The sequence below is a fragment of the Aeromicrobium sp. 10G20-16 genome, assembly GCF_055809665.1.
Genome location: NZ_CM147919.1, coordinates 764,528 through 789,223, shown reverse-complemented (window position 1 = coordinate 789,223; position 24,696 = coordinate 764,528). Strand labels below are relative to the sequence as shown.

At 70.3% G+C, this 24,696-nt stretch carries 25 protein-coding genes and 2 pseudogenes; 14 read left to right on the top strand and 13 right to left on the bottom strand.

The annotated features are described in order from the left end of the window. Positions 1-175: 175 nt before the first annotated feature. Positions 176-1,597, bottom strand: coding sequence for a type I glutamate--ammonia ligase (gene glnA / locus AC0L5F_RS03925; RefSeq protein ID WP_473315315.1), 1,422 nt, complete (start codon positions 1,595-1,597; stop codon positions 176-178). Between the two features lie 182 nt (positions 1,598-1,779). Between glnA and AC0L5F_RS03920 the strand changes: the two genes are divergently transcribed. Continuing rightward, positions 1,780-2,139, top strand: a complete 360-nt coding sequence (locus tag AC0L5F_RS03920) for an RDD family protein (RefSeq protein WP_473315313.1) — start codon at positions 1,780-1,782, stop codon at positions 2,137-2,139. 117 nt (positions 2,140-2,256) lie between these two features. Here AC0L5F_RS03920 and AC0L5F_RS03915 read toward each other — a convergent pair whose 3' ends face one another. Both AC0L5F_RS03915 and lipA read right to left on the bottom strand, forming a co-directional pair. Continuing rightward, positions 2,257-2,973 carry a DUF4191 domain-containing protein gene (locus AC0L5F_RS03915; protein WP_473315312.1) on the bottom strand — a complete coding sequence of 239 codons (717 nt, stop codon included), beginning with the start codon at positions 2,971-2,973 and terminating at the stop codon, positions 2,257-2,259. 10 nt (positions 2,974-2,983) lie between these two features. Further along, positions 2,984-3,916: a lipoyl synthase gene (lipA, locus tag AC0L5F_RS03910; protein ID WP_473316140.1), complete on the bottom strand. Its 933-nt coding sequence runs from the start codon at positions 3,914-3,916 to the stop codon at positions 2,984-2,986. A gap of 136 nt (positions 3,917-4,052) precedes the next feature. Here lipA and AC0L5F_RS03905 point away from each other — a divergent pair, with 136 nt between their 5' ends. The 5 genes from AC0L5F_RS03905 to AC0L5F_RS03885 all read left to right on the top strand — a co-directional run bounded on the left by AC0L5F_RS03905 (position 4,053) and on the right by AC0L5F_RS03885 (position 8,111). Further along, positions 4,053-5,315 (top strand): sensor histidine kinase, encoded by a 1,263-nt coding sequence (locus AC0L5F_RS03905; RefSeq protein ID WP_473315311.1) that lies wholly within the window; start codon positions 4,053-4,055, stop codon positions 5,313-5,315. Between the two features lie 53 nt (positions 5,316-5,368). Further along, positions 5,369-5,965 (top strand): response regulator, encoded by a 597-nt coding sequence (locus AC0L5F_RS03900; RefSeq protein ID WP_473316139.1) that lies wholly within the window; start codon positions 5,369-5,371, stop codon positions 5,963-5,965. Positions 5,966-6,044: 79 nt separating this feature from the next. After that, positions 6,045-6,923: an ABC transporter ATP-binding protein gene (locus AC0L5F_RS03895; protein ID WP_473315310.1), complete on the top strand. Its 879-nt coding sequence runs from the start codon at positions 6,045-6,047 to the stop codon at positions 6,921-6,923. Continuing rightward, positions 6,920-7,456, top strand: coding sequence for an ABC transporter permease family protein (locus AC0L5F_RS03890; protein ID WP_473315308.1), 537 nt, complete (start codon positions 6,920-6,922; stop codon positions 7,454-7,456). Before AC0L5F_RS03895 ends, AC0L5F_RS03890 begins: the two co-directional genes overlap by 4 nt. 1 nt (position 7,457) lies before the next feature. Next, entirely contained in the window at positions 7,458-8,111 is a 654-nt protein-coding gene (locus tag AC0L5F_RS03885; protein ID WP_473315307.1) for an ABC transporter permease, read from the top strand. On the opposite strand, the gene lipB is transcribed toward AC0L5F_RS03885, so the two are convergent. From lipB to AC0L5F_RS03870, 3 genes are read right to left on the bottom strand one after another with little or no spacing between them, the layout of a single operon-like run. Continuing rightward, positions 8,095-8,778: a lipoyl(octanoyl) transferase LipB gene (gene lipB / locus AC0L5F_RS03880; protein ID WP_473315306.1), complete on the bottom strand. Its 684-nt coding sequence runs from the start codon at positions 8,776-8,778 to the stop codon at positions 8,095-8,097. The two genes, AC0L5F_RS03885 and lipB, sit on opposite strands and share 17 nt — an antisense overlap. Positions 8,779-8,800: 22 nt before the next feature. Next, entirely contained in the window at positions 8,801-9,103 is a 303-nt protein-coding gene (locus AC0L5F_RS03875) for a hypothetical protein (RefSeq protein WP_473315305.1), read from the bottom strand. 26 nt (positions 9,104-9,129) lie between these two features. Next, entirely contained in the window at positions 9,130-10,080 is a 951-nt protein-coding gene (locus AC0L5F_RS03870; protein ID WP_473315304.1) for a metallophosphoesterase, read from the bottom strand. Positions 10,081-10,148: 68 nt separating this feature from the next. Here AC0L5F_RS03870 and AC0L5F_RS03865 point away from each other — a divergent pair, with 68 nt between their 5' ends. Further along, positions 10,149-10,580: a hypothetical protein gene (locus AC0L5F_RS03865; protein WP_473315303.1), complete on the top strand. Its 432-nt coding sequence runs from the start codon at positions 10,149-10,151 to the stop codon at positions 10,578-10,580. Here AC0L5F_RS03865 and AC0L5F_RS03860 read toward each other — a convergent pair. From AC0L5F_RS03860 to lpdA, 4 genes and pseudogenes are all read right to left on the bottom strand, one after another. Further along, on the bottom strand, positions 10,531-12,789 hold the full coding sequence (locus AC0L5F_RS03860; protein WP_473315301.1) for a sensor histidine kinase: 2,259 nt from the start codon (positions 12,787-12,789) through the stop codon (positions 10,531-10,533). The two genes, AC0L5F_RS03865 and AC0L5F_RS03860, sit on opposite strands and share 50 nt — an antisense overlap. Positions 12,790-12,806: 17 nt before the next feature. After that, the gene (locus tag AC0L5F_RS03855; protein ID WP_473315299.1) at positions 12,807-13,694 is read right to left on the bottom strand and encodes a TIGR01777 family oxidoreductase; all 888 of its coding nucleotides are present in this window, start codon (positions 13,692-13,694) and stop codon (positions 12,807-12,809) included. Between the two features lie 3 nt (positions 13,695-13,697). Then, positions 13,698-15,486 (bottom strand): annotated as a pseudogene (sucB, locus tag AC0L5F_RS03850) (2-oxoglutarate dehydrogenase, E2 component, dihydrolipoamide succinyltransferase). 27 nt (positions 15,487-15,513) lie between these two features. Further along, positions 15,514-16,911, bottom strand: coding sequence for a dihydrolipoyl dehydrogenase (gene lpdA, locus AC0L5F_RS03845; protein ID WP_473315298.1), 1,398 nt, complete (start codon positions 16,909-16,911; stop codon positions 15,514-15,516). A gap of 121 nt (positions 16,912-17,032) precedes the next feature. On the opposite strand from lpdA, the gene AC0L5F_RS03840 reads away from it, so the two are divergent. Beyond that, the gene (locus tag AC0L5F_RS03840; RefSeq protein ID WP_473315296.1) at positions 17,033-17,623 is read left to right on the top strand and encodes a hypothetical protein; all 591 of its coding nucleotides are present in this window, start codon (positions 17,033-17,035) and stop codon (positions 17,621-17,623) included. A gap of 19 nt (positions 17,624-17,642) precedes the next feature. Here AC0L5F_RS03840 and AC0L5F_RS03835 read toward each other — a convergent pair whose 3' ends face one another. Both AC0L5F_RS03835 and AC0L5F_RS03830 read right to left on the bottom strand, forming a co-directional pair. Then, positions 17,643-19,013 carry a serine hydrolase domain-containing protein gene (locus AC0L5F_RS03835; protein WP_473315295.1) on the bottom strand — a complete coding sequence of 457 codons (1,371 nt, stop codon included), beginning with the start codon at positions 19,011-19,013 and terminating at the stop codon, positions 17,643-17,645. Next, entirely contained in the window at positions 19,010-20,473 is a 1,464-nt protein-coding gene (locus AC0L5F_RS03830; RefSeq protein WP_473315293.1) for a leucyl aminopeptidase, read from the bottom strand. Before AC0L5F_RS03830 ends, AC0L5F_RS03835 begins: the two co-directional genes overlap by 4 nt. 75 nt (positions 20,474-20,548) lie before the next feature. On the opposite strand from AC0L5F_RS03830, the gene gcvT reads away from it, so the two are divergent. Together gcvT and AC0L5F_RS03820 are read left to right on the top strand one after the other, a co-directional pair. After that, on the top strand, positions 20,549-21,646 hold the full coding sequence (gene gcvT / locus AC0L5F_RS03825; RefSeq protein WP_473315292.1) for a glycine cleavage system aminomethyltransferase GcvT: 1,098 nt from the start codon (positions 20,549-20,551) through the stop codon (positions 21,644-21,646). 8 nt (positions 21,647-21,654) lie between these two features. Next, positions 21,655-21,852 carry a hypothetical protein gene (locus AC0L5F_RS03820; protein WP_473315291.1) on the top strand — a complete coding sequence of 66 codons (198 nt, stop codon included), beginning with the start codon at positions 21,655-21,657 and terminating at the stop codon, positions 21,850-21,852. Positions 21,853-21,854: 2 nt separating this feature from the next. Here AC0L5F_RS03820 and AC0L5F_RS03815 read toward each other — a convergent pair whose 3' ends face one another. After that, the gene (locus tag AC0L5F_RS03815) at positions 21,855-22,409 is read right to left on the bottom strand and encodes a DUF3043 domain-containing protein (protein ID WP_473315290.1); all 555 of its coding nucleotides are present in this window, start codon (positions 22,407-22,409) and stop codon (positions 21,855-21,857) included. 59 nt (positions 22,410-22,468) lie between these two features. On the opposite strand from AC0L5F_RS03815, the gene AC0L5F_RS03810 reads away from it, so the two are divergent. From AC0L5F_RS03810 to pspAB, 4 genes and pseudogenes are all read left to right on the top strand, one after another. Continuing rightward, positions 22,469-23,185, top strand: a complete 717-nt coding sequence (locus AC0L5F_RS03810) for a PspA/IM30 family protein (RefSeq protein WP_473315289.1) — start codon at positions 22,469-22,471, stop codon at positions 23,183-23,185. Beyond that, positions 23,160-23,780, top strand: a pseudogene (locus AC0L5F_RS03805) (M48 family metalloprotease); the annotation flags it as partial. The gene AC0L5F_RS03810 and the pseudogene AC0L5F_RS03805, both read left to right, overlap by 26 nt. A gap of 100 nt (positions 23,781-23,880) precedes the next feature. Then, a complete protein-coding gene (locus tag AC0L5F_RS03800) occupies positions 23,881-24,054 on the top strand; it encodes a hypothetical protein (RefSeq protein ID WP_473315288.1) in 174 nt (57 codons plus the stop codon). A 12-nt stretch (positions 24,055-24,066) separates the two neighbouring features. Beyond that, positions 24,067-24,630, top strand: coding sequence for a PspA-associated protein PspAB (gene pspAB / locus AC0L5F_RS03795; protein WP_473315287.1), 564 nt, complete (start codon positions 24,067-24,069; stop codon positions 24,628-24,630). Positions 24,631-24,696 lie beyond the last annotated feature (66 nt).

The window sequence follows — 24,696 nt, the reverse complement described above, 5'->3', positions numbered from 1 at the left end:
CAGGTCGGCCAGTACGACCCTCGACACCTACGGCCACCTGTGGCCCGACTCCGACGACAGCACAAGGGCCGCGATCGACAATGTGATCGCGGCCCAGGTGCCAGACGTTGCGGACTATCTGCGGACTAGCGGGGGAACCTCGGTATGAAATCCCTGCAATCGCAGTCTGAACGACTCAGATGTCGTAGTACAGCTCGAACTCGTGCGGGTGGGGCCGCAGCTGGACCGGGAGGATCTCCTCGGTGCGCTTGTAGTCGATCCACGTCTCGATCAGGTCGGGCGTGAACACGTCACCGGCGGTGAGGAACTCGTGGTCGGCCTCGAGCGAGTCGAGCACCGCGTTCAGCGAGGTCGGCACCATGTCGATGGCCTCGTACTCCTCCGGCGGCAGCTCGTAGATGTTCTTGTCGATCGGAGCGGGCGGCTCGATCTTGTTCTTGATGCCGTCGAGGCCGGCCAGCAGCAGCGCCGAGAAGGCGAGGTACGGGTTGGCCGACGGGTCGGGGCAACGGAACTCGATGCGCTTGGCCTTGGGGTTCGAGCCGGTGATCGGGATGCGGACACAGGCCGAGCGGTTGCGGGCCGAGTACACCAGCGCGATCGGAGCCTCGAAGCCCGGCACCAGACGGTGGTAGGAGTTCACCGACGGGTTGGTGAACGCCAGCAGCGACGGAGCGTGCTTCAGGATGCCGCCGATGTAGTAGCGGGCGGTGTCGGACAGTCCGCCGTAGCCGGACTCGTCGTAGAACAGCGGCTTGCCGTCGTTCCAGATCGACTGGTGCACGTGCATGCCCGAGCCGTTGTCGCCGAAGATCGGCTTCGGCATGAAGGTGACCGTCTTGTCGTTGGCCCACGCCGTGTTCCGCACGATGTACTTGAACTTCATGATGTCGTCGGCGGCCTTGGTCAACGTGTTGAAGCGGTAGTTGATCTCGGCCTGGCCCGACGTGCCGACCTCGTGGTGACCGCGTTCGAGGATCAGGCCCGCGTTGGTCAGGTTGGTCATCATGTCGTTGCGGAGGTCAGCGGTCTTGTCGGTGGGCGCGACGGGGAAGTAGCCGCCCTTGAAGCGCACCTTGTAGCCGCGGTTGTCGTCGATGTCGTCGCCGGTGGACCAGGCGGCCTCGGACGAGGTGATCTCGTAGAAGCTCTTGTTGGCGCTGGTGCCGTAGTTGACCCGGTCGAAGATGTAGAACTCGGCCTCGGGGGCGAAGAACGCGGTGTCGCCGATGCCAGTGGTGGCCAGGTACGCCTCGGCCTTGCGGGCGATGTTGCGCGGGTCGCGCGAGTACGCCTCGCCGGTGATCGGGTCGTGGACGAAGAAGTCCATGGCGATGGTCTTGCGGGCCTTGAACGGGTCGACGTAGGCCGTGGTGACGTCGGGGAACAGCACCATGTCGGACTGGTCGATGGTCTGGAAGCCGCGGATCGACGATCCGTCGAACGCCACGCCGCTCTCGACCATGTCGGCGTCGAACGTCGACGCCGGCAGCGTCACCTGCTGCTGGATGCCGGGAAGATCGGTGAAGCGGACGTCGAGATACTCGACTCCCTCGTCCTTGATGAACTTGAACAACTCGTCAGCGTTGCTGAACACGAAGCCTCCTCGGCCGCGCAGCGCGGCCCTGATGTCGAACGTCGGTGGTCGGTGCGTGATGGACACCGCACCCTGGGGTTGACGCTATGGCTGGGCAGTTTCCCGACCGTCACTTGATTGTTTCAGGCATGTTACAAGTGCCGGGGACGCCGGTGCCCTGCGGCCGCCCGTAGTCTCGAGCCATGGAATCTGCACCGCTCGGGCGTCGCATCGTCGCCCTGGTGATCGACTGGGCCGTCGCCGCGCTGAGCGCGGTCGTCTTCACCCCGGTGACCTATCCGCCCGCCAACATCGGGCAGAACCTGGTCATCACCGCGTTCTTCATCGTCGAGGTGGGCCTGCTGGTGGGGGTGCTGGGTGCCTCGATCGGCAAGCGGGTGGTGCGGCTCGGCGTCATCAACCCCGAAGGACAGCCCATCGGGATTCCCCTGGCACTCCTGCGCACCGCACTGATCTGCCTGGTCATCCCCGCGGTGGTGCAGAACAAGGAGGGCCGCGGCCTGCACGACATCATCGTCGGGTCCAAGGAGATCAAGGCCTGAGCGGGCTTGGGCTCGGGTGAGTCTGTCGTCTCACCACGCCTCGCAGTCGGGCGGCTCCGCCGCGGCCCACTCACGCTTCGCTGGCGCGCGGCTGAGCGAACGCGCTGAGCGCGTTCGTCAGCCGCGCATCGCCTTGCGCTGGCCCTTCATGCTCGTGGGCACGGGGCCGCGCGGCATGGGGGCGACGGGACGCATGGCGTCGAGGGCCTTGACCTTGTAGAGCAGGGAGGTCATCTCGGCGGGCTTGATCTTCTTGGGCAGCTTCTGCAGCTTCTTGTTCAGCTGTGCGAGCGCGACCTCGCCCTCACCGTTGCCGACGATCATGTCGAGCACCGGCACGTCGTCACCGGCGATGCGGGCGTGCTTCTTCTTCTCGGCGGTGAGCAGGTTGCGCAGGCGTGAGGGGTTGCCCTCACCCACCAGGATCACGCCCGGTCGACCGATGACGCGGTGCACGACGTCCTGGTTCTTGGTGAAGGCGACGGCGGGCTTGACGTCCCAGCCCTTGCGCAGCAGCTGCAGCGCACCGGCGGCGGCACCCATCTGTCCCTCGACCTGGGCGTAGGCGGCCTTCTGGGCACGCCGACCGAAGATGATCAGCACCGCCAGCACGCCGATGAGGACGCCGAAGACGATCGACAGGATGAGCCCCAGCGTGGAGCCGGTGGCACCGCCGAAGGTGAACCAGCTGAGCGCGCCGAACACGCCGCCGGCCACCAGGAACGTCAGCAGCAGGATGAGTCCGATGTTGGGATCGGACTTCTTGGTGATCGTGTACGCCTGACGAAGCTGGCGGACACGACCCTTGGCGGGCTCGGGTGCGGCGTTGGACATGGGGGACAGTCTACGACTGCACGGCCTGGGCCGGGGTCGCGCCAGCGGTCGTCCGCTTCTCGATGGCCTGCTTGTACAACGTGCCCGCGCGGTACGACGAGCGGACCAGGGGTCCGGACATGACGCCGGCGAAGCCGATCTCGTCGGCCTCGTGCTTGAGCTCGACGAACTCCTCGGGCTTGACCCAGCGCTCCACGGGGTGGTGGCGCTTGGACGGGCGCAGGTATTGCGTGATCGTGATCAGGTCGCAGCCCGACTCGTGCAGGTCGACGAGGGCCTGCGAGACCTCCTCGCGGGTCTCACCCATGCCGAGGATCAGGTTGCTCTTGGTGACCAGGCCGAAGTCGCGGGCGTCGCTGATGACGCCGAGCGAACGGTCGTACCGGAACGCCGGCCGGATGCGCTTGAAGATCCGCGGCACCGTCTCGATGTTGTGGGCCAGCACCTCGGGGCGCGACTCGAACACCTCGGCCAGCTGATCGGCGTTGCGGTTGAAGTCCGGGATCAGGTTCTCCACACCGGTGTCCGGGTTCAGCTCGTGGATCTTGCGGACCGTCTCGGCGTACAGCCAGGAGCCGCCGTCGGGCTGGTCGTCGCGTGCGACGCCGGTGATGGTGGCGTACCGCAGCTCCATCTTCTGGACGCTCTCGGCCACGCGGCGCGGCTCGTCGCGGTCGATCGGCTCGGGCTTGCCGGTGTCGATCTGGCAGAAGTCGCACCGACGGGTGCACTGCTCGCCACCGATCAAGAAGGTGGCCTCGCGGTCCTCCCAGCACTCGAAGATGTTGGGGCACCCGGCCTCCTGGCACACCGTGTGCAGGCCCTCGCCCTTCACCATCTGCATCAGCTCGTTGTACTGCGGCCCCATCTTCGCCCGGGTCTTGATCCACTCGGGCTTCTTCTCGATGGGCGTCTCGGCGTTGCGGACCTCGAGGCGCAACATCTTGCGGCCTCCCGGCGCCACGGGGCTGGTGTCTGCGGGCTCGGTTCCGGTGCTCGGTGCTGACGTCACGACGTCCACCCTACGCTCGCCGGAAAGCAGAGACACCCATGCACGTCCGATCGCCTAGGCTCGGCCCGTGGACCATCTCGATCGGACCTGGACTCGTCCTGCGCCCACCGCCCGCGAGCAGCGCGCCGACGTGTGGATCGGCATCGGCGCCGCCGTGATCTCGGTCGTGTCGGTCGAGCTGTTCCACAGCGCGAGTGGCGCCTCCCGGGGCTGGATGGGCGTCGAGGCCTATCTCTGGTTCGCCCTCGCCGGACTGCTGCTGTGTGGACGACGTCGCTTTCCACTGACCGTGCTGCTGGCCGAGTCGGTGGTGTTCATCGCGATCGGGGAGCGGCTGCTGGAGTTCGGCGTCATCTTCTCGATCCAGATCATCTTGTTCGTGGCGCTGTACTCGGCCTGGGCCTGGTCGCAGCACACGCGTCGGCTGTTCGTGGCCAGTGCAGTGGTGATCGTCGTGATGTTCGGCTGGCTGCTGTACTCGCTGCAGACCGACGGTCCGGCTCCGGTCGAGTCGGTCGGCCTCATCCCGTCGATGGCCGCGCTCGTCATCTACTCGCTGTTGATCAACGTCGTGTACTTCTTCGGCGCGATGGCCTGGGGGCAGGGCGCCTGGCGCAGCGCCCGCCAGCGCGCCGAGATCACCGAGCAGACCGAGCGCGAACGGGCCCGGCAGGGTGACGAGCGTGAACGCGCGGTGCAGACCGAACGGGTGCGCATCGCCCGAGACCTGCACGACGTCGTCGCCCACCACGTGAGCGGCATCGGGGTGCAGGCCGCCGGCGCCGGCCGGGTGCTCGACTCGCGACCCGAGGACGCCCGGCGCGCCCTCGACACGATCGAGCGGTCGTCGCGCCAGGCCGTCGCCCAGATGCACGAGCTGGTCGGTCTCCTGCGATCGGCCGACGAGCAGCAGGACGGTGCGCCGCAACCGGGGCTGGCGGCGCTGCACGACCTGTCCACCCACGGGTCCGAGCGTCCGCAGGTCACCTTCTCGCAGGTCGGGGCTCCCTTCGACGTGCCGTCGACGGTCGAGACGTCGCTGTACCGGGTGGCGCAGGAGGCGATCACCAACGTGCGCCGCCACGCGCGTGCTCACCACGCCGGCATCACGGTCCGATACGTCGGTGAGCGCGACGGGCGGCCGGCGACGGTCGAGGTCGAGATCGTCGACGACGGCGCGGCACGGCCGTCCGGCGAGCAGCCCGACTCCGGCGGATTCGGCCTGCCGGGCATCCGGGAGCGTGCCTCGATGCACGGCGGGTTGTGCGAGATCGGACCGCGGCCCGAGGGCGGATTTCGGGTGCGCGTCCAGGTTCCGGTGACCACGTGACCACCCGCGTGCTCCTCGTCGACGACCAGGAGCTGATCCGGTCGGGGTTCGCGATGATCATCGGCGCCGAGGACGACCTCGAGATCGCCGGCGAGGCCGCCAACGGCGCGGAGGCCGTGGAGCAGGTGGCCGAGCTCTCGCCCGACGTCGTGCTCATGGACGTGCAGATGCCGCACATGAACGGGATCGAGGCCACCCGGCGCATCGTCGAGGCCGACCCCGACGCCCGGGTGCTGATCCTGACCACCTTCGACGACGACGAGTACCTCTTCCAGGCGCTGCAGGCCGGCGCCGGGGGATTCATGCTCAAGAACTGCCCCCCGGACGATCTCGTCGCCGCCATCCGCACCATCGCGCTGGGCCACTCGCTGCTCGCGCCCGAGGTCACCCAGCGCGTCATCGCCCGTTCCACCGAGCGGGCGCGCACGGTGCACCCGGGACTGGCGCACCTGACCGATCGCGAGCAGGCCGTGCTCGTCGCGATGGCCACCGGCAGCAGCAACGGCGAGATCGCCGCCGACATGTTCGTCAGCGAGGCCACCGTCAAGACCCACGTCTCGCGGATCCTCGCCAAGCTGGGCGTGCGCGACCGGGTGCAGGCCGTGATCGTGGCGCACGAGTCCGGCGTGATGGAGGACCCCGCCTCCTGACGGTCTCATCCGCGAGGATGACGGCGTTCTAGCCGCGCGACCGATGTGGCGGACCTGCGCGTCCGCCTAGCGTGAAGGCATGTTGCAGATCCAGAAACTCAGCCGCCAGTTCGGCGACGTCCGCGCAGTCGATGACGTGAGCTTCACCGTGACGCCGGGACGCGTCACGGGGTTCGTCGGGGGCAACGGCGCCGGAAAGACCACGACGATGCGCATGATCCTCGGTGTGCTCTCCCCGTCCTCGGGCGAGGTGTGGTGGGACGACGCTCCCATCACCGCCGAGCAGCGCCGCCGCATCGGCTACATGCCCGAGGAGCGCGGGCTGTACCCCCGCATGAAGCTCGCCGAGCAGCTGACCTTCCTCGGCCGCCTCTACGGCGCCGACGCAGCCTCGGCCGAGCGGCGGGCGGACGAGCTGCTCGCCCACTTCGACCTCGGTGAGCGGCGAGACGACCTGCTCGACGAGCTGTCCCTGGGCAACCAGCAGCGGGTGCAGATCGCCGCCGCCCTCATCCACCGGCCGGACGCGCTGGTGCTCGACGAGCCGTTCAGCGGCCTGGACCCGGTGGCCGTCGACCAGATGGTCGACCTGCTGGCCCGCGAGGCCGGCGACGTGCCCCTGCTGTTCTCCAGCCACCAGCTCGACCTCGTCGAGCGGTTGTGCGACGACCTCGTCATCCTCTCGGCCGGTCGGGTCGTGGCCTCCGGCGCGGTCGACGACCTGCGCAGTGCGGGCTCGGAGCGGATCCGCGTCACCTTCGAGAGCTCCGACGCCGCCTGGTTGCGCGACGTGCGTGGCGTCGACGTGCTCGACGTCGACGGCACGTCGGCCCTCGTCGAGCTCGACGGCGTCAGCCGGGCCGAGCTGCTCACCACCGCTGTCGGACGGGCTCCGGTCAGCGAGTTCGCCACCGTCCACCAGCCCTTGTCCGACATCTACCGGGAGGTCATCCGATGAGCACCACCACCAACGCGGGCACGGCGCCCTGGCGCATCATCGCCGAGCGCGAGGTCCGCACCAAGCTGCGCACCAAGTCGTTCCGCTACAGCCTGCTGATCATGGTCCTCGGGACGCTCGGGGCGATCATCGCGTCGTCGGTGCTCAACGGGCGTCCGAGCGACGACACGGTCGCCGTGGTGGACGACCTCGGCGTCTCGGCGGTGCAGGGCGCCTCGGCCCTCGCCGACGACGCACAAGAGGGATCAACCGTCACCGCCAAGCGCTTCGACGACACCGCAGCGGCCGAGCGGGCCGTCCGCGACGGCGAGGTCGACGCGGCCCTGCTGCCCGACGGCTCGGGCGGCCTCGAGATCGTCGGTGACTCCTCGGTCGGGTCCGCCCTGTCGCAGAACCTCACGGTGGCCGGCTCGGCTGCGGTGCTGCAGGCCAACGCCGCGGCCGAGAACGTCGACCTCGGTGCCCTGCAACAGGGCACCGACGTCAGCGAACGGCTGCTGGCGCCCGACGCGGAGAAGCTCCGGGGCCCGTGAGGTGGCCGGTGTCATCTTCGTCATCCTGTTCCTGCTGACCGCCATCACCTTCGGCATGACGATCGCCCAGAGCGTCGTGCAGGAGAAGGAGAGCCGGGTCGTGGAGATCCTGGTCGCGGCGATCCCCGTGCGCGCGCTGCTGTGGGGCAAGGTCGTGGGCAACACGCTGCTGGCCCTCGGACAGATCGTCATCGTCGTGGGAGCCGCCGTCATCGGGCTCGCCGCGACGGGCCAGGGCGACCTGCTCGGTCAGATCGCGCCGGCGGCCGGCTGGGGCGTGGTGTTCTTCACCCTCGGGTTCTCCGCGCTGGCCGGTGTGTGGGCGGTCGCGGGAAGCCTCGCCTCCCGGACCGAGGACCTGCAGTCGACCACGGCCCCCGGCCAGATGCTGTTGATCGTGCCGTACTTCCTCGCCGTGAGCGGCGGTGCGGCCCTCAAGACAGTCGTGTCGATGGTCCCGATCGCGTCGGCCATGGTGATGCCCGTGAGGCTCGCCGAGAGCGGTGTGCCGGCCTGGCAACTCGGGATCGCGGTGGCCGGAAACCTGATCGCGATCGTGGTGTTCGTGCGGTTCGCGGCCCGGATCTACGAGCGCACCCTGATGCGGACCGAGCGCAAGACCTCGTTCCGGGAGGCCCTCAGCCTCGCGCGGTGAGACCGCCCACGGCCGGGGTGTACTGCTCCCAGGACAGCAAATCGCGCAGGTGCGGGGCGAAGGCCTCGGCGGTGGTGGTGACGCCCACCGGGCGGCCCAGCTCGGCGGTCAGCGAGGTGACGCCGGCGTCGGGGATGCCGCAGGCCATGAACTGGTCGTAGACGGCCAGGTCGTTGTCGGCGTTGATCGAGATGCCGTGCATGGTGACCCCGCGCGAGACGCGGATGCCGATGGCAGCGATCTTGCGCTCCGGTCGTCCGGGTGCGGCGGCCAGCCAGACACCCGACCGGCCGGGGACCCGGCCGGTGGCGACGCCCAGGTCGGCCATGGTGCGGATCATGGCCTCCTCCATGCGGCGCACGTAGTCGACGACCAGCACGTGCTCGGGCAGCTTGACGATCGGGTAGGCCACCAGCTGGCCGGGACCGTGCCAGGTGATCTTGCCTCCGCGGTCGACGTCGACCACGGGGGAGCCGTCGTGGGGGCGCTCGTGCGGCTCGGTCCGGCGGCCGGCGGTGAACACGGCCTCGTGCTCGAGGAGCATCGCGGTGTCACCGATCGTGTCGGCCACCCGCTGGGCATGTAGGTCTCGCTGCATCTGCCACGCGTCCTCGTAGTCGAGCGCGGCGGTGCCGTACCAGTGATCGAGGATCGTCAGCGAGGTCACGCCACCACGATAGCCCGCACGCTCAGACAGGACTCTTGGCGAACAGCCCGATCGTGCCTGTCACGATCGCCGTGGCGAGCACGAACAGCGAGGCGGCGTCCTTGCCCTGCAGGGCGATGATGATCGCGCCCACGATCGAGGCCAGCGCGAGCAGGAACAGACCAGCCAGCAGCGTGATCCAGATGCGAGTGCGCTCGCCGTCGGCGGAGGGAAACAGATCGGGGTTGGCCTGCGCCAGAGCCGCGGCCGCCGCCTGCTTCTCCTGGGGTGGAAGGTCGGTCATAGCCTGCACGGCCAGTCGTCCTGAGTCGGTGAGATCGTCCATCCGCCCACGCTACGCCTGCGAGTGGCTCACCCGTTCGGAGCGAGGTCCGGGGGCAGGTCGTCTGGATGCAGGTCGGCCAGGCCACCGATCCGCGCGAACAGCTCGCGGCGCTGCTCGACCGGGATGCCGAGCACGAGATCGAGAGCCTCGGTGGGGTACGTGCCCGAGGTCAGCTGCTGGTCCGACGCGTTCGGCACCAGCACGGTCGAGTGCACCAGCTGGTCGGGGTGCACGTGCACGAGGTCGAATCCGCGCAGGCCGTCGACCGCGGACAGGCCGCGGGGATCGAATCCGGCGTCGAGCGCGTAGCAGGTGGAGGGGGCGACCGACACCGGGACTCCGGCGAGCGTGGTGTGCGACGGGTAGTGGTAGTGGCCGGCCAGGATGCCGCGCACGTCCGTGCCGCGCACGACGTCGGCGAGCAGGTGCTGGTCGGCCAGCTCGATCAGGGCTGCCAACGGCAGGTGGGTGGGTGTGGGCGGGTGGTGCATCGCGATGATGCTGCCCTCAGGTGCCGGATCGGAGAGCACGTCGGCGAGCCACTGCAGCTGGGTCGTCGTCAGCCGACCGTCGTGGTAGCCCGGAATCGTCGAGTCGAGGACCACGATCCTCAGCCCCCCGAGCATGACCACCCGGTCCAGGGGCTGGTCGGGGTCGGGATCGGTTCCCAGGAGCGTGCGGGCGAACGGCACGCGCAGGTCGTGGTTGCCCATCACCCACACCACCTCGGCGCCGATGTCGGCCGCAGCGCCTCCCACGATGGCCCGGACGCGGTCGTAGGCGGCTTCGTCGCCGGCGTCGGCGATGTCGCCGGTCAGCACGATGGCGTCGGGTCGGTGGGCGACGACCAGGTCCATCACCGTGGTGAGGTGGTCGTCGGCCCGCACCTGGCCGTAGACGGTCGGCTCGAGGCCCAGCTGGGGGTCGCTGACGTGGGCGATGACGTGCTGGGCCGGCGGGAACTGACCGATCTGCATGCCCTCACCGTACGACCGGGTGTGGACGAGCCGACGCAGGTCCGGGCCGGCCGGGCGACAGTGGGGTCATGACGTGGTGGTGGTTGCTGGTCGTCGGGCTGCGCGCTGCGGTCCCGGTCGATGGATGCGGTGGCGAGCTGGCGCGCCTCGACGTCGCTCGCGCTGAGGCGTTCGCCGCTGGGGACGACAGCGCCCTCGCGCGCGTCTACACGGCACGGAGCCCGATGGCGGCCGCCGACGCTGCCGCGATCGCCGACTACCGGGAGCGTGGCGGTCGGGTCCAGGGAGCCCTGATGGTGGTCACGCGCTGCGAGATGGTGAGCCGCTCGGCCGAGACGATGCTCCTCGACGTCACCGACGCTCTCGGTCCGGCGTTCGTGCGGTGGGACGACGGGGGAGTGGCGGCCCTGCCACGCGACCGCCCGACCCGGCGACTCGTCACGCTGCAGCTCACCGCTGACGGCTGGTTGGTCGACCGGGCGACGCCGTCGGCACCATGATCTCGACCAGGTCGAGCTCGGTCAGCGACGTCACCCTCACTCGGCCGCGTGGCGGACCCTCCGCATCCGTGAGGTCCACGCATCCGACCGGCCCGACCACGGTGAGGTGCGGGAGTGCCGGCAGCCCGAAGTAGGACACCACGACCTCGGTGCCGGCCGGCACGGACCCCAGCACCGCGTCGAGCGCCGCGCCGACCTCGCGAGCGCTGTCGGCGTCCTCGAGGTCGTGGTGGCCCACCCGCGTCGACACCTGCACACCGCGAGACTGGGCGCGGCCGATGCACCGGGCCAGCCACGGGCTCAGGTGCACGAGGTCCGGATCGAGCAGCAGCACCTGGCGCAGGGTGTGGGCGTGGTCGCGCGCCCGTTGCCGCACCGACGGATCGGCGGGGTCGGACGTGCCCACGGCGATGCTGGTCATGAGGTCGGACGCCAGGTCGACCTGGGCCGCACGCCAACGCGACTCGCTCGCAGCTGCCGCCTCGGCCAGCGCCCGCCTGGTGCGGGCCTCGATCGCGCGTCTGCGGTCGGCGTCGGCCTGCAGGGAGATCCGGTGGACGGTCGCGGCGAAGATGCCCCAGATCGTCATCTGCGACAGCTGCATGATGCCGTTGGCCGCGGCCATGCCCCCGATCACCTGCGACTGGGGCCAGTAGATCACCGCGGCCCCCGTCGCCACGACGGCCAGGGCGGTCATCGACGCCACGAGCGCGCGAAGGTTCGCACCGAGCACGAGCAGCAGGACCATCAGCGGGGTCAGACCGATGGCAGGCCAGTACTCCGCGAGGTCACCGGACCGGGCGACGCCGGCGAATCCCAGCACGTAGCCGATCGGCACCGCGGCCACGAGGAGCGCGGACATCGGGAGCGGGAGGACGTCGCGGTGCCGGACGGTCAACCACGACGCGAGGGCGAGCAGGCCGACCAGGCTCACGGCGGCAAGCGCCGGTGGGGAGGTGCCGCCGAGCGCCGTGCTGGTGGCCGCGGCGAGCGTGATCGACCCGCACCACCACCAGCAGGTGAGGCGCAGCAGCGTCCGGGCGGCAGCCGAGCCGTGGTCCGACGACGGCGTGGCCGGAGTCGCAGCGTGTCTGTCGGCGGTGACGGTCACCGAGGTGCCGTGGCCCGGGGAGGTCTGGATGTCCACCTCGAGACCTGCCTCCGCAGCCCGGTCCACGACCGAACCGACGAGACCGCGGCCCTGAGCCAGCGCTTGATCGAGGACGAATCCACGTCCCTCGTCGCTGATCCTCACGACCCACTGGTCGTCCCCGCTGACGTCGACGGCGACGTCACGCGTGCCGGCGTGCTTCTCGACGTTGATCAGCAGCTCGCGCACGACCGCGCACAGGGCTGCCGCTCGGTCCGGGCCCAACCGGTCCTCGATGTTCTCCGAGAAAGGAACGGTGTCACCGGTCCAGCGGACCACCAGGTCCAGTCCCGTCGCCGCCGCCTGGAGATGTGTGGCGGCCCGCGGCCGCCCCCGTCGCGCGGCGCGCAAGGCGCGGACGTCGGCTGCGCAGCGCTCGCGGAGACGGTCGATCAGCGGAGCAGACGGGACGTCTGCGGCGATCAGGTCCAGGGTGTTCACGGCGGTGTCGTGCACGGCGCGGTCGAGCTCGGCAGTGGCTCTGGCCCGGGCCTGGGTGGCCGCGAGCTCCTGTGCAGCGGTGAAGGCTGCCTCGGCCTCGGCCGAGGCGCCGGCGGCGAAACGTCGCAGTGACCGGATCAGGATCGTCGCGGCGAACGCGTAGATCATGGGGATGACGGTGAAGGCCGGAACCAGCTGCACGTCGCCGGCGCGCACCGTGGCCACCGTCACGACCGACAGCGGACCTGAGATCGCGGCGGCAGCGACCCACCACGGCAGCAGGAGGAACGGGGTCGCCGCCAGGTACAGGCTCGCCCCTGCGATCACCCCGACGAGGGCGTCGCGCGACAGCAGCAGCTGCAGCGACACCAGCGCGACGAGCGCCCCGTAGAAGGTCGCCTGCCAGGCGACGAGCAGCGCTCGTCGGGGCCGACGCCGGGCGGTCCGATCGACCAGCACGGACGCGACGGCCGCGACGACGAAGCAGGCATGGCCGACCAGGAGCGCCGGCGCGTGCTCGGCCCCTCGAGACCAGGCCAGGACGCCGATCGCCAGCTGCCACACCGCCGTGCCCAGCGCCGTGGACTGCCAGATGGCACGGTCCAGCATGGTCTCCATGCGATGCCCGGATGCGGTCAGTGGATCGCGGTCGCCAGCGCCGAGGTGAGGTCGGGCGAGTCGAAGGTGAAGCCGTCGTCGAGAAGCGTCTGCGGCGAGACGCGCAACGAACCCAGCAGGTCGTCGGCCAGTCCGCCCAGCCCTGCCTTGACCGCGAACGCGGGCGCCTTCAGGAACGTCGGCCGGTGCACCGCGTCGCCGAGCGCGTCGGTGAACTCGGCGTTGGTGACCGCGTCCGGCATCGCGAGATTGACCGGGCCGGACACGTCGGACCCGAGCAGGTGCACGACGGCCCGCACCCAGTCGTCGCGACTGATCAGCGACATGTGCTGGCGCCCCGAACCCAGGGTGGCGCCGCCGCCGAGCTTCCAGGCCGGCAGCATCAGGCCGAGCATGCCGCCGTCGCTGTCCAGCACCAACGAGGTGCGCAGGTAGCAGGTGCGTGCACCAGCCGCGACGGCCGGGGCCGCAGCGTCCTCCCACTGCTGGGAGACGTCGGCCAGGAAGCCGCTGCCCGGCCCGCTGGCCTCGGTGAGCACCTCGTCGCCGCGGTCGACGCCGTACCAGGACATCCCGGACCCGGACAGGAATACCGTGGGGAAGCTCGAAGCCGCGATGGCAGCCGCCAGCGTGTGCGTGGCCGTGACCCGCGAGGCGAGGATCTCGCGCTTGCGCTTGGCCGTGCGTGGCCACTGCGAGATCGGGGACCCCGACAGGTTGACCACGGCGTCGGCGTCGTCGATCAGGTCCTGGTCGACGGTACCGGCGTGGGGATCCCAGGCCGAGGCGTCGTCGCCCTGGGGCGCTCCCCGGACCAGCCGGGTGACCCGGTGTCCCTGCTCACGCAGGCGTGCGACCAGTGGAGTGCCGAGAAAACCCGACGCCCCGCCGACCACGACGTGCACGGGTCAGGACCCCAGCTCGGCCTCGAAGGCGGCGCCCTGCAGGCGCTCCTTGACGGCGGTCAGGAAGCGGCCGGCGTCGGCACCGTCGACCAGGCGGTGGTCGTAGGTGAGGGCGAAGTAGACCATCGAGCGGACCGCGATGCTCTCGCCGACGTGGGGGTCGGTGATGACCACCGGACGCTTGACGACCGCGCCGGTGCCCAGGATCGCGACCTGCGGCTGGTTGATGATCGGCGTGTCGAACAGGGCGCCGTTGCTGCCGAGGTTGGTGATGGTGAACGTGGCACCGGAGAAGCTCGTCGGGCGAGATCTTGTTGGTGCGCGTGCGCTCGGCGGCGTCGGCGATCTTGCGGGCCAGACCAGCGATCGACAGATCGCCGGCGTCGCGGATGGTCGGCACGATCAGCCCGCGCTCGGTGTCGACCGCGATGCCGAGGTGCTCGCCGTCGGGGTAGGTGACGGTGCCTTCCTCGACGTCGAGGGCGGCGTTGACCTGCGGGTAGAGCTTGAGCGCCTCGATGGCTGCCTTGGCGAAGAACGGCAGGTACGTGAGCTTGACGCCCTCGCGCTCGAAGAACTTGTCCTTGTGCTTGGTGCGGAGCCGAGCCACCTCGGTGACGTCGATCTCGTGCACCTGGGTCAGCTGGGCCGACACCTGCAGCGACTGGTTCATGCGGGTGGCGATGGTCTTGCGCAGGCGCGAGATCTTCTCGGTCTTGCCGCGCAGCGGCGACGGCTCGGCGGCCGGAGCCGGAGCGGCTGCGGCGGGGGCCGACGCGCTCTGTGCCGGCTCGGCGGCCGGAGCCGGGGCTGCGGCCGCGGCGTCGAGGACGTCCTGCTTGCGGATGCGTCCACCGACGCCGGTGCCGGTGACGGCAGCCAGGTCCACGCCGTGCTGCTTGGCCAGCTTGCGCACGATCGGCGTGACGTACGTGTCTCCTCCGGTCGAGGAGGACTGTGCCGGGGCTGCCGGGGCAGGCGCGGGCTCCGGGGCGGGCGCGGGCGCCGGTGCTGCCGGCTTCTCCGGCTCCGGCTCGGGCTCCGGCTCGGGCTCGGGCTCGGGCTCCGGCTCCGGCTCGGGCTCCGGCTCGGGGGCCTTCTCGGGCTCGGACGCACCGGAGGACGCCGCACCGCCGATGATGGCCAGGTCGGCGCCGACCTCGACCGTCTCGTCCTCGGCGACCAGGATCTTGGTCAGCGTTCCGGCGACCGGCGACGGGATCTCGGTGTCGACCTTGTCCGTGGAGATCTCCAGCAGCGGCTCGTCGACGGCCACCTCGTCGCCCTCGGCCTTCAGCCACTGGGTGACGGTGCCCTCGGTGACGCTCTCGCCCAGCTCGGGCAGCTTCACGGCCGTGCCCTCGCCGGAGGACCCTTCGTCGACCGGCTCGGTGTCGGCCTCGGGTGCAGGAGCGGACTCGGCGGCGTCGGCCTGCTCCTGAGCGGACTCGGCGGGCTCGGGTTCGTTGGTGGACTCGGTCTCGGGAGACTCGGGCGTCTCCTCGGGCTCGGCGGCCGCCTCGGACTCAGGCGCCGAGTCGCCGGTGGACTCGTCGGCGTCGCCGATGACGGCGAGAACGGCGCCGACCTCGACGGTCTCGTCCTCCTCGGCCTTGATCTCCAGCAGGGTGCCGGCGACCGGCGAGGGGATCTCGGTGTCGACCTTGTCGGTGGAGATCTCCAGCAGCGGCTCGTCGACGTCGACGGTGTCGCCGACGGCCTTGAGCCACTGGGTGACGGTGCCCTCGGTGACGCTCTCGCCGAGTTCGGGAAGGGTGACTTCAGTAGACATGTGGTGAGATCCTCTGGTCGGCGAGTGTCAGGCGTGCGAGTGCAAGGGCTTGCCGGCGAGAGCAAGTGCCGCCTCGCCGAGGGCTTCGTTCTGGGTGGGGTGCGCGTGCAGGAACTGCGCGACGTCGTCGGGGTACGCCTCCCAGTTCACGATCAGGGACGCCTCGCCGACCTGCTCGCCGTAGCGGGCGCCGATCATGTGGACGCCGACGATCGGGCCGTCCTTCTGGCGGACCAGCTTGATGCTGCCGGCCGTGCCGAGGATCTGGCTCTTGCCGTTGCCACCGAGGTTGTACTCGACGGTCTCGATCCCGTCGTCGCCGAACTTCTCCTTGGCCTGCGGCTCGGTGATGCCCACCGAGGCGATCTCGGGGTCGCAGTAGGTGACGCGGGGGATGCCCGAGTCGATGACGGGCTGCGGCTTCAACCCAGCGATCTCCTCGGCCACGAAGATGCCGTGGGCGAATCCGCGGTGCGCCAGCTGCAGACCGGGCACGAGGTCGCCCACCGCGAAGATGCCGTCGACGTTGGTGTGCAGGCGCTCGTCGGTGGGCACCCAGCCACGATCGACCGTGACACCGGCCTCCTCGTAGCCCATGCCGGCCGAGTTGGGGCCGCGGCCCACGGCCACGAGGACCAGGTCGGTCTCGATGGTGTCGCCGTTCTCGAGGGTGACGGTGACGCCGTCGTCGGTCTGCTTGACCGACTCGAACTTCACGCCGGTCTTGAAGTTGATCTTGCGCTTGCGGAAGGCCCGCTCCAGCTGCTTGGACAGCGAGGGATCCTCCAGCGGCACCAGCGACGGCAGCCCCTCGATGATCGTGACGTCGGCGCCGAAGGACTTCCAGACGCTGGCGAACTCCACGCCGATGACCGAGCCGCCGATGATGACGACCTTCTCGGGCACCTCGGTCATGGTGAGCGCCTCGGTACTGGTGACCACGCGGCCGCCGATCTCGACGCCGAGCGTGCGCGAGACCGAGCCGGTGGCGAGCACGACGTTGGTGCCCGTGTAGCGCTCACCGTCGACCTCGACGGTGCCGCCGCCGTTGGCGCCGGTCTCGACGAGCCTGCCCTCGCCCTCGACGACGGTGATGCCGCCGGACTTGATCAGCCCCTGCAGGCCCTTGTAGAGGCGGTCGATGATGCCGTCCTTGTAGGAGTTGACCGCCGGCATGTCGATGCCCTCGAAGGACGCCTTGACGCCGAAGCCGTGGCTCTCGCGGGTCGCGTCGGCGACCTCGGCGGAGTGCAGCAGCGCCTTGGTGGGGATGCAGCCGGTGTGCAGACACGTGCCGCCCAGCTTGCCCTTCTCGATCAGGGCCACGGACTTGCCCAGCTGGACCGCCCGGAGCGCGCAGGCATAACCACCGCTGCCGCCGCCGAGAATCACGATGTCGAAGGTGTTGCCGGCGCCGTCCGCCACGATGTTCCTCCCATAAGGACGTGTGATGAGTCCATCTTGTCACTTGTGTGACAACGGGTGCCACCGGGTGGCTGGGCGTGCGCTCCGCCGGGGGTGACCTGACATCGGGCAGACTGGGGTCATGGGATTGTTCCGGCGCAGGGCACGCACTGACGGCGGTGCCGTCGTGTCCGACCGTGCCTCCAGCCGTGCCGACCTCGCTGCGCTCAAGGAGTGGGCCGACACCCGTTCCGGGGTCGAGGCGTTCCTCGAGCCCAAGACGTCGGTCACCCAGACGACCCTGCTGCTGGTGGCCGGTTCGGGCGAGTCGATCCGCCGGCGTGTCCCGTCGGCGGAGGCCGCCCGCGACTTCGCCCGCAAGAAGCTCAACGTCCCCGTCTACGACGCGGCGGTCGTCGGTCTGCCCCAGCGCAAGCGGGAGTGGGACCTGCGTCAGGCCAAGGGCACCTCGGCGGGGCCGGGGGCCACGCGGCCCACAGCGGCCAAGCCGTCGTCGTCGATGCCGGGCCGCTCGCCCCGCGAGATGGCGGCGATCATGACGCTGGAGTCGATGGCCGGGGCCGACCCGCTGCCCACCGATCCGTCGTTCGACCAGCTGATGAAGGTCTACAAGCAGGCCAGGGTCAAGGCGCACCCCGACCGCAACGGCGGCGACCGCACCAAGTGGGACAAGGTCGAGGACTCCGCCCGCGCCCTCGATCTCCCCGACTGACCCCCGGGCTCCCGGCTGCTCAGTGCCAGCTGCGGGCGTCGAGGCCGCCGGGTGCGTCGACGGCGGGGTCGTACGGCGTGCGGGTGAAGACGAAGGACGCCACGACGAGGCGCACGGGTCGGCCACTCTCGTCGCGCTCGATCGACATCGGCTCGCCGCGGTAGTAGCCGTCGAGGCCGACGAGGTCGCCGTCCTGCGCCGGGACGAACCGGGCGCCGCGTCCTTGCCCGGGCTCGCCGAGCACCAGACCACCGTCGGACGACGATGTGGCAGTGAAGGCGGCGGTGCCCCAGAACCACGGTCCGGCCAGGTCGAGCCGATCGGTCTGGCCCGCGTCGGCGGTCCATGCATTGGGTGCGACGGGTTCGTGCTCGCGCAGCAGGTCGAGCAGGTCGACACCGGCGGTGCCGAGGCCGCTGGTGGCGTTGGTCATGACCACCATGCCGTCGCCGGACTCCAGGTCGACGCGCAGGTGGGCGAGGAAGCCCGGCATCGAGCCGCCGTGGCCGCCGTGGCGTCGGCCGTCGGTGTTCCACACCTGCCAGCCGAGTCCGTGGGCCACGCTCCACGGCGCCCGGGGAGTGTCGACCACGGCCACCGGCCGCAGCATCTCGGCCAGCGACGACGGGTCCAGGACCCCGCGGGTGCGACCGGCGACGAATCCGCACCACGCGGTCATGTCGGTGATCGTCGACCAGAGCTGGCCGGCGGGCGACATCGACACCGCGTCCGGCGTGGGCTCGGCGTGCACCAGGTCGGCCCACGGGTGCACCGCGAGGCCCGGGGCAGCCGGCTGCTCCGGATCAGGGGTGGTGCGGGTCATGCCGAGCGGCTCGAGGATGCCGGTGCGCACCGCCTCCGTCCACGGGACGCCGCGCAGCCGACCGATGAGCTCGCCGAGCACCCCGTAGCCGACGTTGGAGTAGTGGTGCGTGGTGCCGGGGGTGAAGCGCAGGCCCACGCCGGACGCCATCAGCTCGTCCCACGAGATGCCCTCGGATCGCTCCCACCACGATCCGTTGGTCTCGGCCTGCAGGCCCGAGGTGTGCGTCAGCAGCTGCGCGATCGTGACGTGGCCGAACGGCACCTCGGGCAGGTGTGCGTCGATCCGGTCGCCGAGGTCGAGCAGGCCCGCGTCGCGCATGCGCAGCACCTCGACGGCCACGAACGTCTTGGAGATCGAGCCGAGGCGGAACTGGGTGCCGGCCGACGGCACCTCCCCGTCCGGTCGCGCGTCCAGCGTGCCGGCCGCCCCGCTCCAGACCAGCTCGCCGTCGCGCACCAGGCCGGCCACGATCGACGGCAGCCGCTGACGGGACTGCTCCGTGGCCAGCCGGTGGTCGAGCGCCTTCCGCGTGCTGGAAGCGATCGGGTCGGGCTCGAGCGTCACTGCGCTGCGGCGAGGTCCGACGCCACCTGTACCAGCGTGCGGACGCTGACGCCCGTGCCGCCCGCGGGTGTGTGGCCCTGGGCGGAGCCCTCGTTGAACGACGGGCCGGCGATGTCCAGGTGGGCCCACGACACGTCGCCCACGAACTCACGGAGGAACGCGGCGGCGAACAGGGTGCCGCCTGCGGGCTTGGGGTTGTGCTGACGCAGGTCCGCGATCGAGGAGGACCGCACGAGGTCCTGCATCTCCTCGGTGATCGGCAGGGGCCACATCGACTCACCGGTGGTGTTGGCGGCGTCGATGACGGCCTCGCCGAACTCGTCGTCGTTGCTCAGGACTCCGGTGGTGTGGTTGCCGAGCGCGACGACGCAGGCGCCGGTCAGCGTGGCGACGTCGATGACGTGGTCGGGCTTGGCCTCGGTGGCCAACGTCAGTCCGTCGGCCAGCACGAGCCGGCCCTCGGCGTCGGTGTTGTGCACCTCGACGGTGGTGCCGCCGCGCATGTGCAGGACGTCGCCGGGCCGGGTCGCGCTGCCGCTGGGCATGTTCTCGGCCAGGCAGGCGAACGCCGTGACCTTGATCGGCAGGCCGAGCTGCGCGATGGCCACCGTGGCGGCCACGACGGCGGCGGCGCCGGCCATGTCCAGCTTCATGGTCTGCATGGAGGCGCCGGGCTTGATCGAGAGTCCGCCCGAGTCGAAGGTGATGCCCTTGCCCACCAGGGCCAGGTGCTTCGTCGCGCCCGAGGGTGAGTAGCTGAGGCGCACGAGGCGTGGCGGGCTGTCGGAGCCGCGCCCCACTCCGAGGATGCCGCCGCAGCTCTCCTTCTCGAGGCGCTTCTCGTCCCAGACCTGCACCTTCACGTCGGTCCCCGCGTGCTGGGTGATGGCGTCGGCGAAGTCTCCCGGGCGCAGGTCTCCCGGAGGCGTGTTCACCCAGTCGCGTGCCGCGTTGACCGCCGACGACACGGTGAGGGCACGCTCCACCGCTGCGGTGGCTGCGGTCTGACGCGCGAACGCGGACAGGACGGTGACCTCGGAGATGTCGACCTTCTTGGGGTCGGCCTTCTTCTTGGCGCCTTTCGGCGTCGACTTGAAGGCGGTGAAGGCGTAGCTGCCCAGGTGCACGCCCTCCGCGATGGCGCCGACCTCCTCGATGCTGGCCGGGTGGAGGTCGATCGCGACCGAGCTGACGTTCTTCAGGGCGCGCAGCGCCTTGGCGGCCGCGCGACGCAGGTCCTCGGCAGTCGGCTCGGCGGGCAGGCCGATGGCCGCCACGACCTTGGCCTTGACCTGGCCGGCCGAGGGGAACACGACGACCTGGCTCTTCTCACCGGTGAATCCCAGCAGGTCCAGGGTGGGGGCGAGATCGCCCTTGTCGTCGTCGTGGCGGATGCCGATGACCAGCGCATCGGCTGCTGCGGTCGCGGGCTTGGCGGTGCTGAGGCTGACGGTGGGCATGCTCGTCACTGTAGTCATCTCGGACCATGTCGCATCAGCCGCCGGTCGCGACGTCGCGGGCGGTACGTTGGGCGCATGGATCTGCTGCACTCGCCGCTGCACGACCGCCACGTCGCTCTCGGCGCGAAGCTCGCCGAGTTCGGGGGCTGGGAGATGCCGCTGGAGTACGCCGGCGGGGGAGTGCTGGCCGAGCACGCCGCCGTGCGCGACGGCGTCGGCATCTTCGACGTCAGTCACCTCGGCAAGGCACTGGTGCGTGGCTCGGGAGCGGCCGAGTTCGTCAACTCCTGCTTCACCAACGACCTGGGGCGGATCGCCGCGGGCCAGGCCCAGTACACGCTGTGCTGCGACGAGAACGGTGGCACGGTCGACGACCTGATCCAGTACCTGCGCAGCGACTTCGAGGTCTTCTTGATCCCCAACGCCGCGAACACCGCGGCGGTCGTCGCCCGACTGCAGGACGCGGCGCCGGAGGGCATCGAGGTCGTGGACCAGCACCGCGACTTCGCCGTGCTCGCCATCCAGGGCACCCTCAGCGACGAGGTGCTGCAGGCCCTCGACCTGCCGGTCGACCACACCTACATGTCGTTCGCCGACGGCCGCATCGCCGGCCGCGAGGTCACGGTCTGCCGCACCGGCTACACCGGTGAGCGCGGCTACGAGCTGGTGGTCCAGGCCTCCGACGCCGTCGAGGTGTGGGACGCGGTCATGGCGGCCGGCGAACCCTTCGGCCTGCGGGCCTGCGGGCTCGGAGCCCGCGACACCCTGCGCACCGAGATGGGATACCCGTTGCACGGCCACGAGCTGTCCAGCGAGATCAGCCCGGTCATGGCCCGCGCCGGCTGGGCCGTGGGCTGGTCGAAGCCGCAGTTCTGGGGCAAGGCCGAGCTGGAGCGCCAGAAGGCCGAGAAGACCGTGCGCACCCTGCGCGGCCTCGTGGCCCAGGGGCGCGGGATCCCACGACCGGGCATGAGCGTCTCGGACGACACCGGTGTGCTCGGGGAGATCACCTCCGGGACCTTCTCGCCGACCCTGCGGAAGGGCATCGCGCTCGCGCTGCTCGAACCCGGCGTCGCCGACGGCGACACCGTGACGGTCGACGTCCGTGGCCGTTCCGAGGCCTTCACGGTCACCAAGCCCCCCTTCGTCCAACCCTCCACCAAGGAAGCCTGAGGCCTGCGATGACCTGGACCTGGACGTTCGAGAAGGCTGACGGTTCCGTCAGCGGTCGGTCCGAGACCTTCGAGAGCCGCGGCGACGCCGAGTCGTGGGTCGGCGAGGCGTTCGGAGAGCTGCTCGATCAGGGCGTCGACCAGGTGCGCCTGTTCGACGGCGACGCCGAGGTCTACGGGCCGATGTCGCTGCACCCGGACGCCTGAGCTCAGCGGTAGGTGCCGGTGAGCTGCTCGCCGCGCTTGACCTGGGGCTTGGGCAGTCGGAACCGCCGCAGCTGCGTGCTGCGCAGCACCGCGTAGAAGCGTGATCCGCCGACCTCGTCGTCATCGAAGCCACGCGCCGCGATCTCTCGCTTGACGCCGCGCAGCAGCAAGAAGGTGTCGAGGACGACTCCGACGATGGTGAAGGTCCACAGGAACGTCACCAGGCCCAGCGACCACGGCTGCCCGATGTACGAGAGCACGAGGATGACCACGAGGATCGGCAGCAGGAACTCGGCGATGTTCCAGCGACGGTCGACGTAGTCGCGCAGGAACCGGCGGACCGGTCCGCGTTCGCGGGCGGGCAGGTACTTGTCGTCTCCGGTGCGCAGGGCCTGCTGCTGCTTGCGACGCAGCTCGTCGCGGGCAGCGCGGTCGCGCTTGGCCTGCTCCTTGCGGGTCATCGGCGTCTTCATCTGCTTCTTGCGTGCCTGCTCGGCCTCGCGTCGGCTGGGGGTTGCGCGCCCCTTGCCCTGATCGTCTGCCTTCTCGTCCGCCACGTGGTCAGCCTACAAGCGGTCGGAACGACCGGTGGTTCGGCCACCCGTACGATGGATGCATGAGCATCTGGCAGCGGATCGTGCGTCTGGTGCGCTCGCTGTTCACCCGCGACGAGAGCATGGACCAGCTGAGCGCGCGGCTCGACGACACCTACCGCGAGCAGACCCGGCTCCTGCAGCAGGTGCGGCGCGGTGTCGCGGACGTCGCCACCAGCCGCAAGCGGGTCGAGATCCAGCTGGCCACCGTTCGCCAGCAGGCGGCGCAGCTGGACGACCAGGCGCGCCAGGCCGTCGCTCGCGGCGACGACAACGGCGCGCGCACGGCGCTCACGCGCAAGGTGACGCTCGAGAAGGCGGAGGCCGACCTCGTCGCCCGCCACGCGACGCTCAAGGCCGAGGAGGACAAGCTCACGCTCTCGGCCAGCAAGGTCGAGCAGGGCGTCGAGCAGTTCCGCCTCCGCAAGGACACGCTCACCGCCCGCCAGGCCGCGGCCACGGCTCGTGCCGAGATCAACAGCGCGACCACGGGGATCGCCGCCACCACGAGCGAGGTCGGTCAGGCCATGGCATCGGCCGAACGCGAGACGCGACGCATCGAGGCGACCGCCGACGCCGTCGACGAGCTGGTCGCCGAAGGAGTCCTCGGCTCGGCGGGTGAGGACCCGCGCGCCGCCGAGCTGCGTCGCTTCGACGCCCAGCTCGCCCAGGCCGCGGACGACGCGACCTCGACCTCGGCAGGAGAGGTGCCCCATGGCCCGGACCAGATTCAGAAGTGACCGCGGACTGACGCTCCGCATGGGCGGCGTCAGCCTCGGACTGGGGCTCCTGTACGTCGCGTTCGGCGCCTTCCTCATCCAGGGTGTCGGGCTCGGGTTCCTCGGCCTGGTCATCGTGCTAGCCATGTCCTGGGGTCAGTGGTACTTCTCCGACACCCTCGCCCTGCGCTCGATGGGCGCGCAGACGGTCACCCCGGAGCAGGCGCCGGAGCTGCACGCCATGATCGATCGGCTGTGCGCCTTGGCCGACATGCCCAAGCCGCGCGTCGCGGTCTCGGTCACCGACATGCCCAACGCCTTCGCCACGGGCCGCTCCCCGAAGCACTCGTCGGTGTGCGTCACCACAGGCATCATGCAGCGTCTCGACGCCGACGAGCTCGAGGGCGTGCTGTCCCACGAGCTGTCGCACGTGGCCAACCGCGACGTCACGGTGATGACCGTGGCGTCCTCGCTCGGACTGCTCGCCGGCTTCATCACGCGCTGGGGCATGTACGTCGGCGGCGGCCGCAACAACCGCAACGGCGGGGTGGCCTTCCTGGCGGTGTTCGTGGTGAGCATGGTCGTCTACTTCGTGTCGTTCGTGCTCACCCGGTCGCTGTCGCGCTACCGCGAGCTCAGCGCCGACCGCAGCGGGGCGTATCTGACCGGCCGGCCGTCGAAGCTTCTCGTCGGCCCTGGTCAAGATCTCCGGCGACATGGCGCGGATCCCCAACCGGGACCTGCGCGAGGGCCAGGCCATCAGCGCGTTCTTCTTCGCCCCCGCGATCAATCGCGAGTCGATCTCGGCGCTGTTCTCCACCCACCCGCCGTTGCAGCAGCGCCTCGATCAGCTCGCGAAGGTCAGCGCCGAGCTGTCCGAGCAGATCTAGGCCAGGGTCGACATGGGCTGGTTGGACTCGCTGCTCGGGCGCAGCACGCCACCTCCGGCGGACCTCGACGCGCTGTTCGCCGTCCCGCAGGCCGCCCTGTCGTTGCAGGCGCAAGGGTTCGCGCCCAGCGGTCAGGGTGCGGTCTGCTACCGCTCCGCCGAGGGCGGCGCCTTCGCCACCACGGAGGCACAGATCAAGCAGATCGTCGGAACCGACGGGTCGGTCGTGGACACGTCCGACGACTCCTACGGCTTCCGCTGGCTCAGCGTGCGACGCGACGACGGCGACGTCTCGGGTCTGGTCACCGACCTGCACGCCGCCAACACCTCGCTGGTCGACGCCGGATTCGGTCAGGGTCTGCTGTGCTCCACCGTCGGGTTCTCCACCCCTGACGGACACCCCATGGCGCTGGTCTACCTGTTCAAGCGCGGCACCTTCTATCCCTTCGTCCCGGTGTCCGGCCAGAAGCGCGACAACGCCCTGGAGCTGCAGGTGCGCGGAGTGGTCGACGAGGACGTGACCGTCGAGGCCGACCTCGGCCAGTGGCTCGCCATCTGGGGTGCCCCGGGTCTGTGATCGCGCCGGGCCCTGATCGCGCCGGGTGGGGCGATACCGTGACGGTGTGACCTTCGAGAACCTGTC

What these genes read in the sequence shown, in the direction of transcription:
- pspAB (WP_473315287.1), top strand. Translation starts at nt 24,067, where the DNA reads ATGGGCTGGTTGGACTCGCTGCTCGGGCGCAGCACGCCACCTCCGGCG.
- AC0L5F_RS03830 (WP_473315293.1), bottom strand. Translation starts at nt 20,473, where the DNA reads ATGCCCACCGTCAGCCTCAGCACCGCCAAGCCCGCGACCGCAGCAGCC.
- AC0L5F_RS03870 (WP_473315304.1), bottom strand. Translation starts at nt 10,080, where the DNA reads ATGCAGATCGGTCAGTTCCCGCCGGCCCAGCACGTCATCGCCCACGTC.
- lipA (WP_473316140.1), bottom strand. Translation starts at nt 3,916, where the DNA reads ATGTTGCGCCTCGAGGTCCGCAACGCCGAGACGCCCATCGAGAAGAAG.
- AC0L5F_RS03800 (WP_473315288.1), top strand. Translation starts at nt 23,881, where the DNA reads ATGGCGCGGATCCCCAACCGGGACCTGCGCGAGGGCCAGGCCATCAGC.
- AC0L5F_RS03840 (WP_473315296.1), top strand. Translation starts at nt 17,033, where the DNA reads ATGGGATTGTTCCGGCGCAGGGCACGCACTGACGGCGGTGCCGTCGTG.
- gcvT (WP_473315292.1), top strand. Translation starts at nt 20,549, where the DNA reads ATGGATCTGCTGCACTCGCCGCTGCACGACCGCCACGTCGCTCTCGGC.
- AC0L5F_RS03900 (WP_473316139.1), top strand. Translation starts at nt 5,369, where the DNA reads ATGATCATCGGCGCCGAGGACGACCTCGAGATCGCCGGCGAGGCCGCC.
- AC0L5F_RS03875 (WP_473315305.1), bottom strand. Translation starts at nt 9,103, where the DNA reads ATGGACGATCTCACCGACTCAGGACGACTGGCCGTGCAGGCTATGACC.
- AC0L5F_RS03860 (WP_473315301.1), bottom strand. Translation starts at nt 12,789, where the DNA reads ATGGAGACCATGCTGGACCGTGCCATCTGGCAGTCCACGGCGCTGGGC.
- AC0L5F_RS03820 (WP_473315291.1), top strand. Translation starts at nt 21,655, where the DNA reads ATGACCTGGACCTGGACGTTCGAGAAGGCTGACGGTTCCGTCAGCGGT.
- AC0L5F_RS03810 (WP_473315289.1), top strand. Translation starts at nt 22,469, where the DNA reads ATGAGCATCTGGCAGCGGATCGTGCGTCTGGTGCGCTCGCTGTTCACC.
- AC0L5F_RS03890 (WP_473315308.1), top strand. Translation starts at nt 6,920, where the DNA reads ATGAGCACCACCACCAACGCGGGCACGGCGCCCTGGCGCATCATCGCC.
- AC0L5F_RS03915 (WP_473315312.1), bottom strand. Translation starts at nt 2,973, where the DNA reads ATGTCCAACGCCGCACCCGAGCCCGCCAAGGGTCGTGTCCGCCAGCTT.
- AC0L5F_RS03865 (WP_473315303.1), top strand. Translation starts at nt 10,149, where the DNA reads ATGACGTGGTGGTGGTTGCTGGTCGTCGGGCTGCGCGCTGCGGTCCCG.
- AC0L5F_RS03895 (WP_473315310.1), top strand. Translation starts at nt 6,045, where the DNA reads ATGTTGCAGATCCAGAAACTCAGCCGCCAGTTCGGCGACGTCCGCGCA.
- AC0L5F_RS03920 (WP_473315313.1), top strand. Translation starts at nt 1,780, where the DNA reads ATGGAATCTGCACCGCTCGGGCGTCGCATCGTCGCCCTGGTGATCGAC.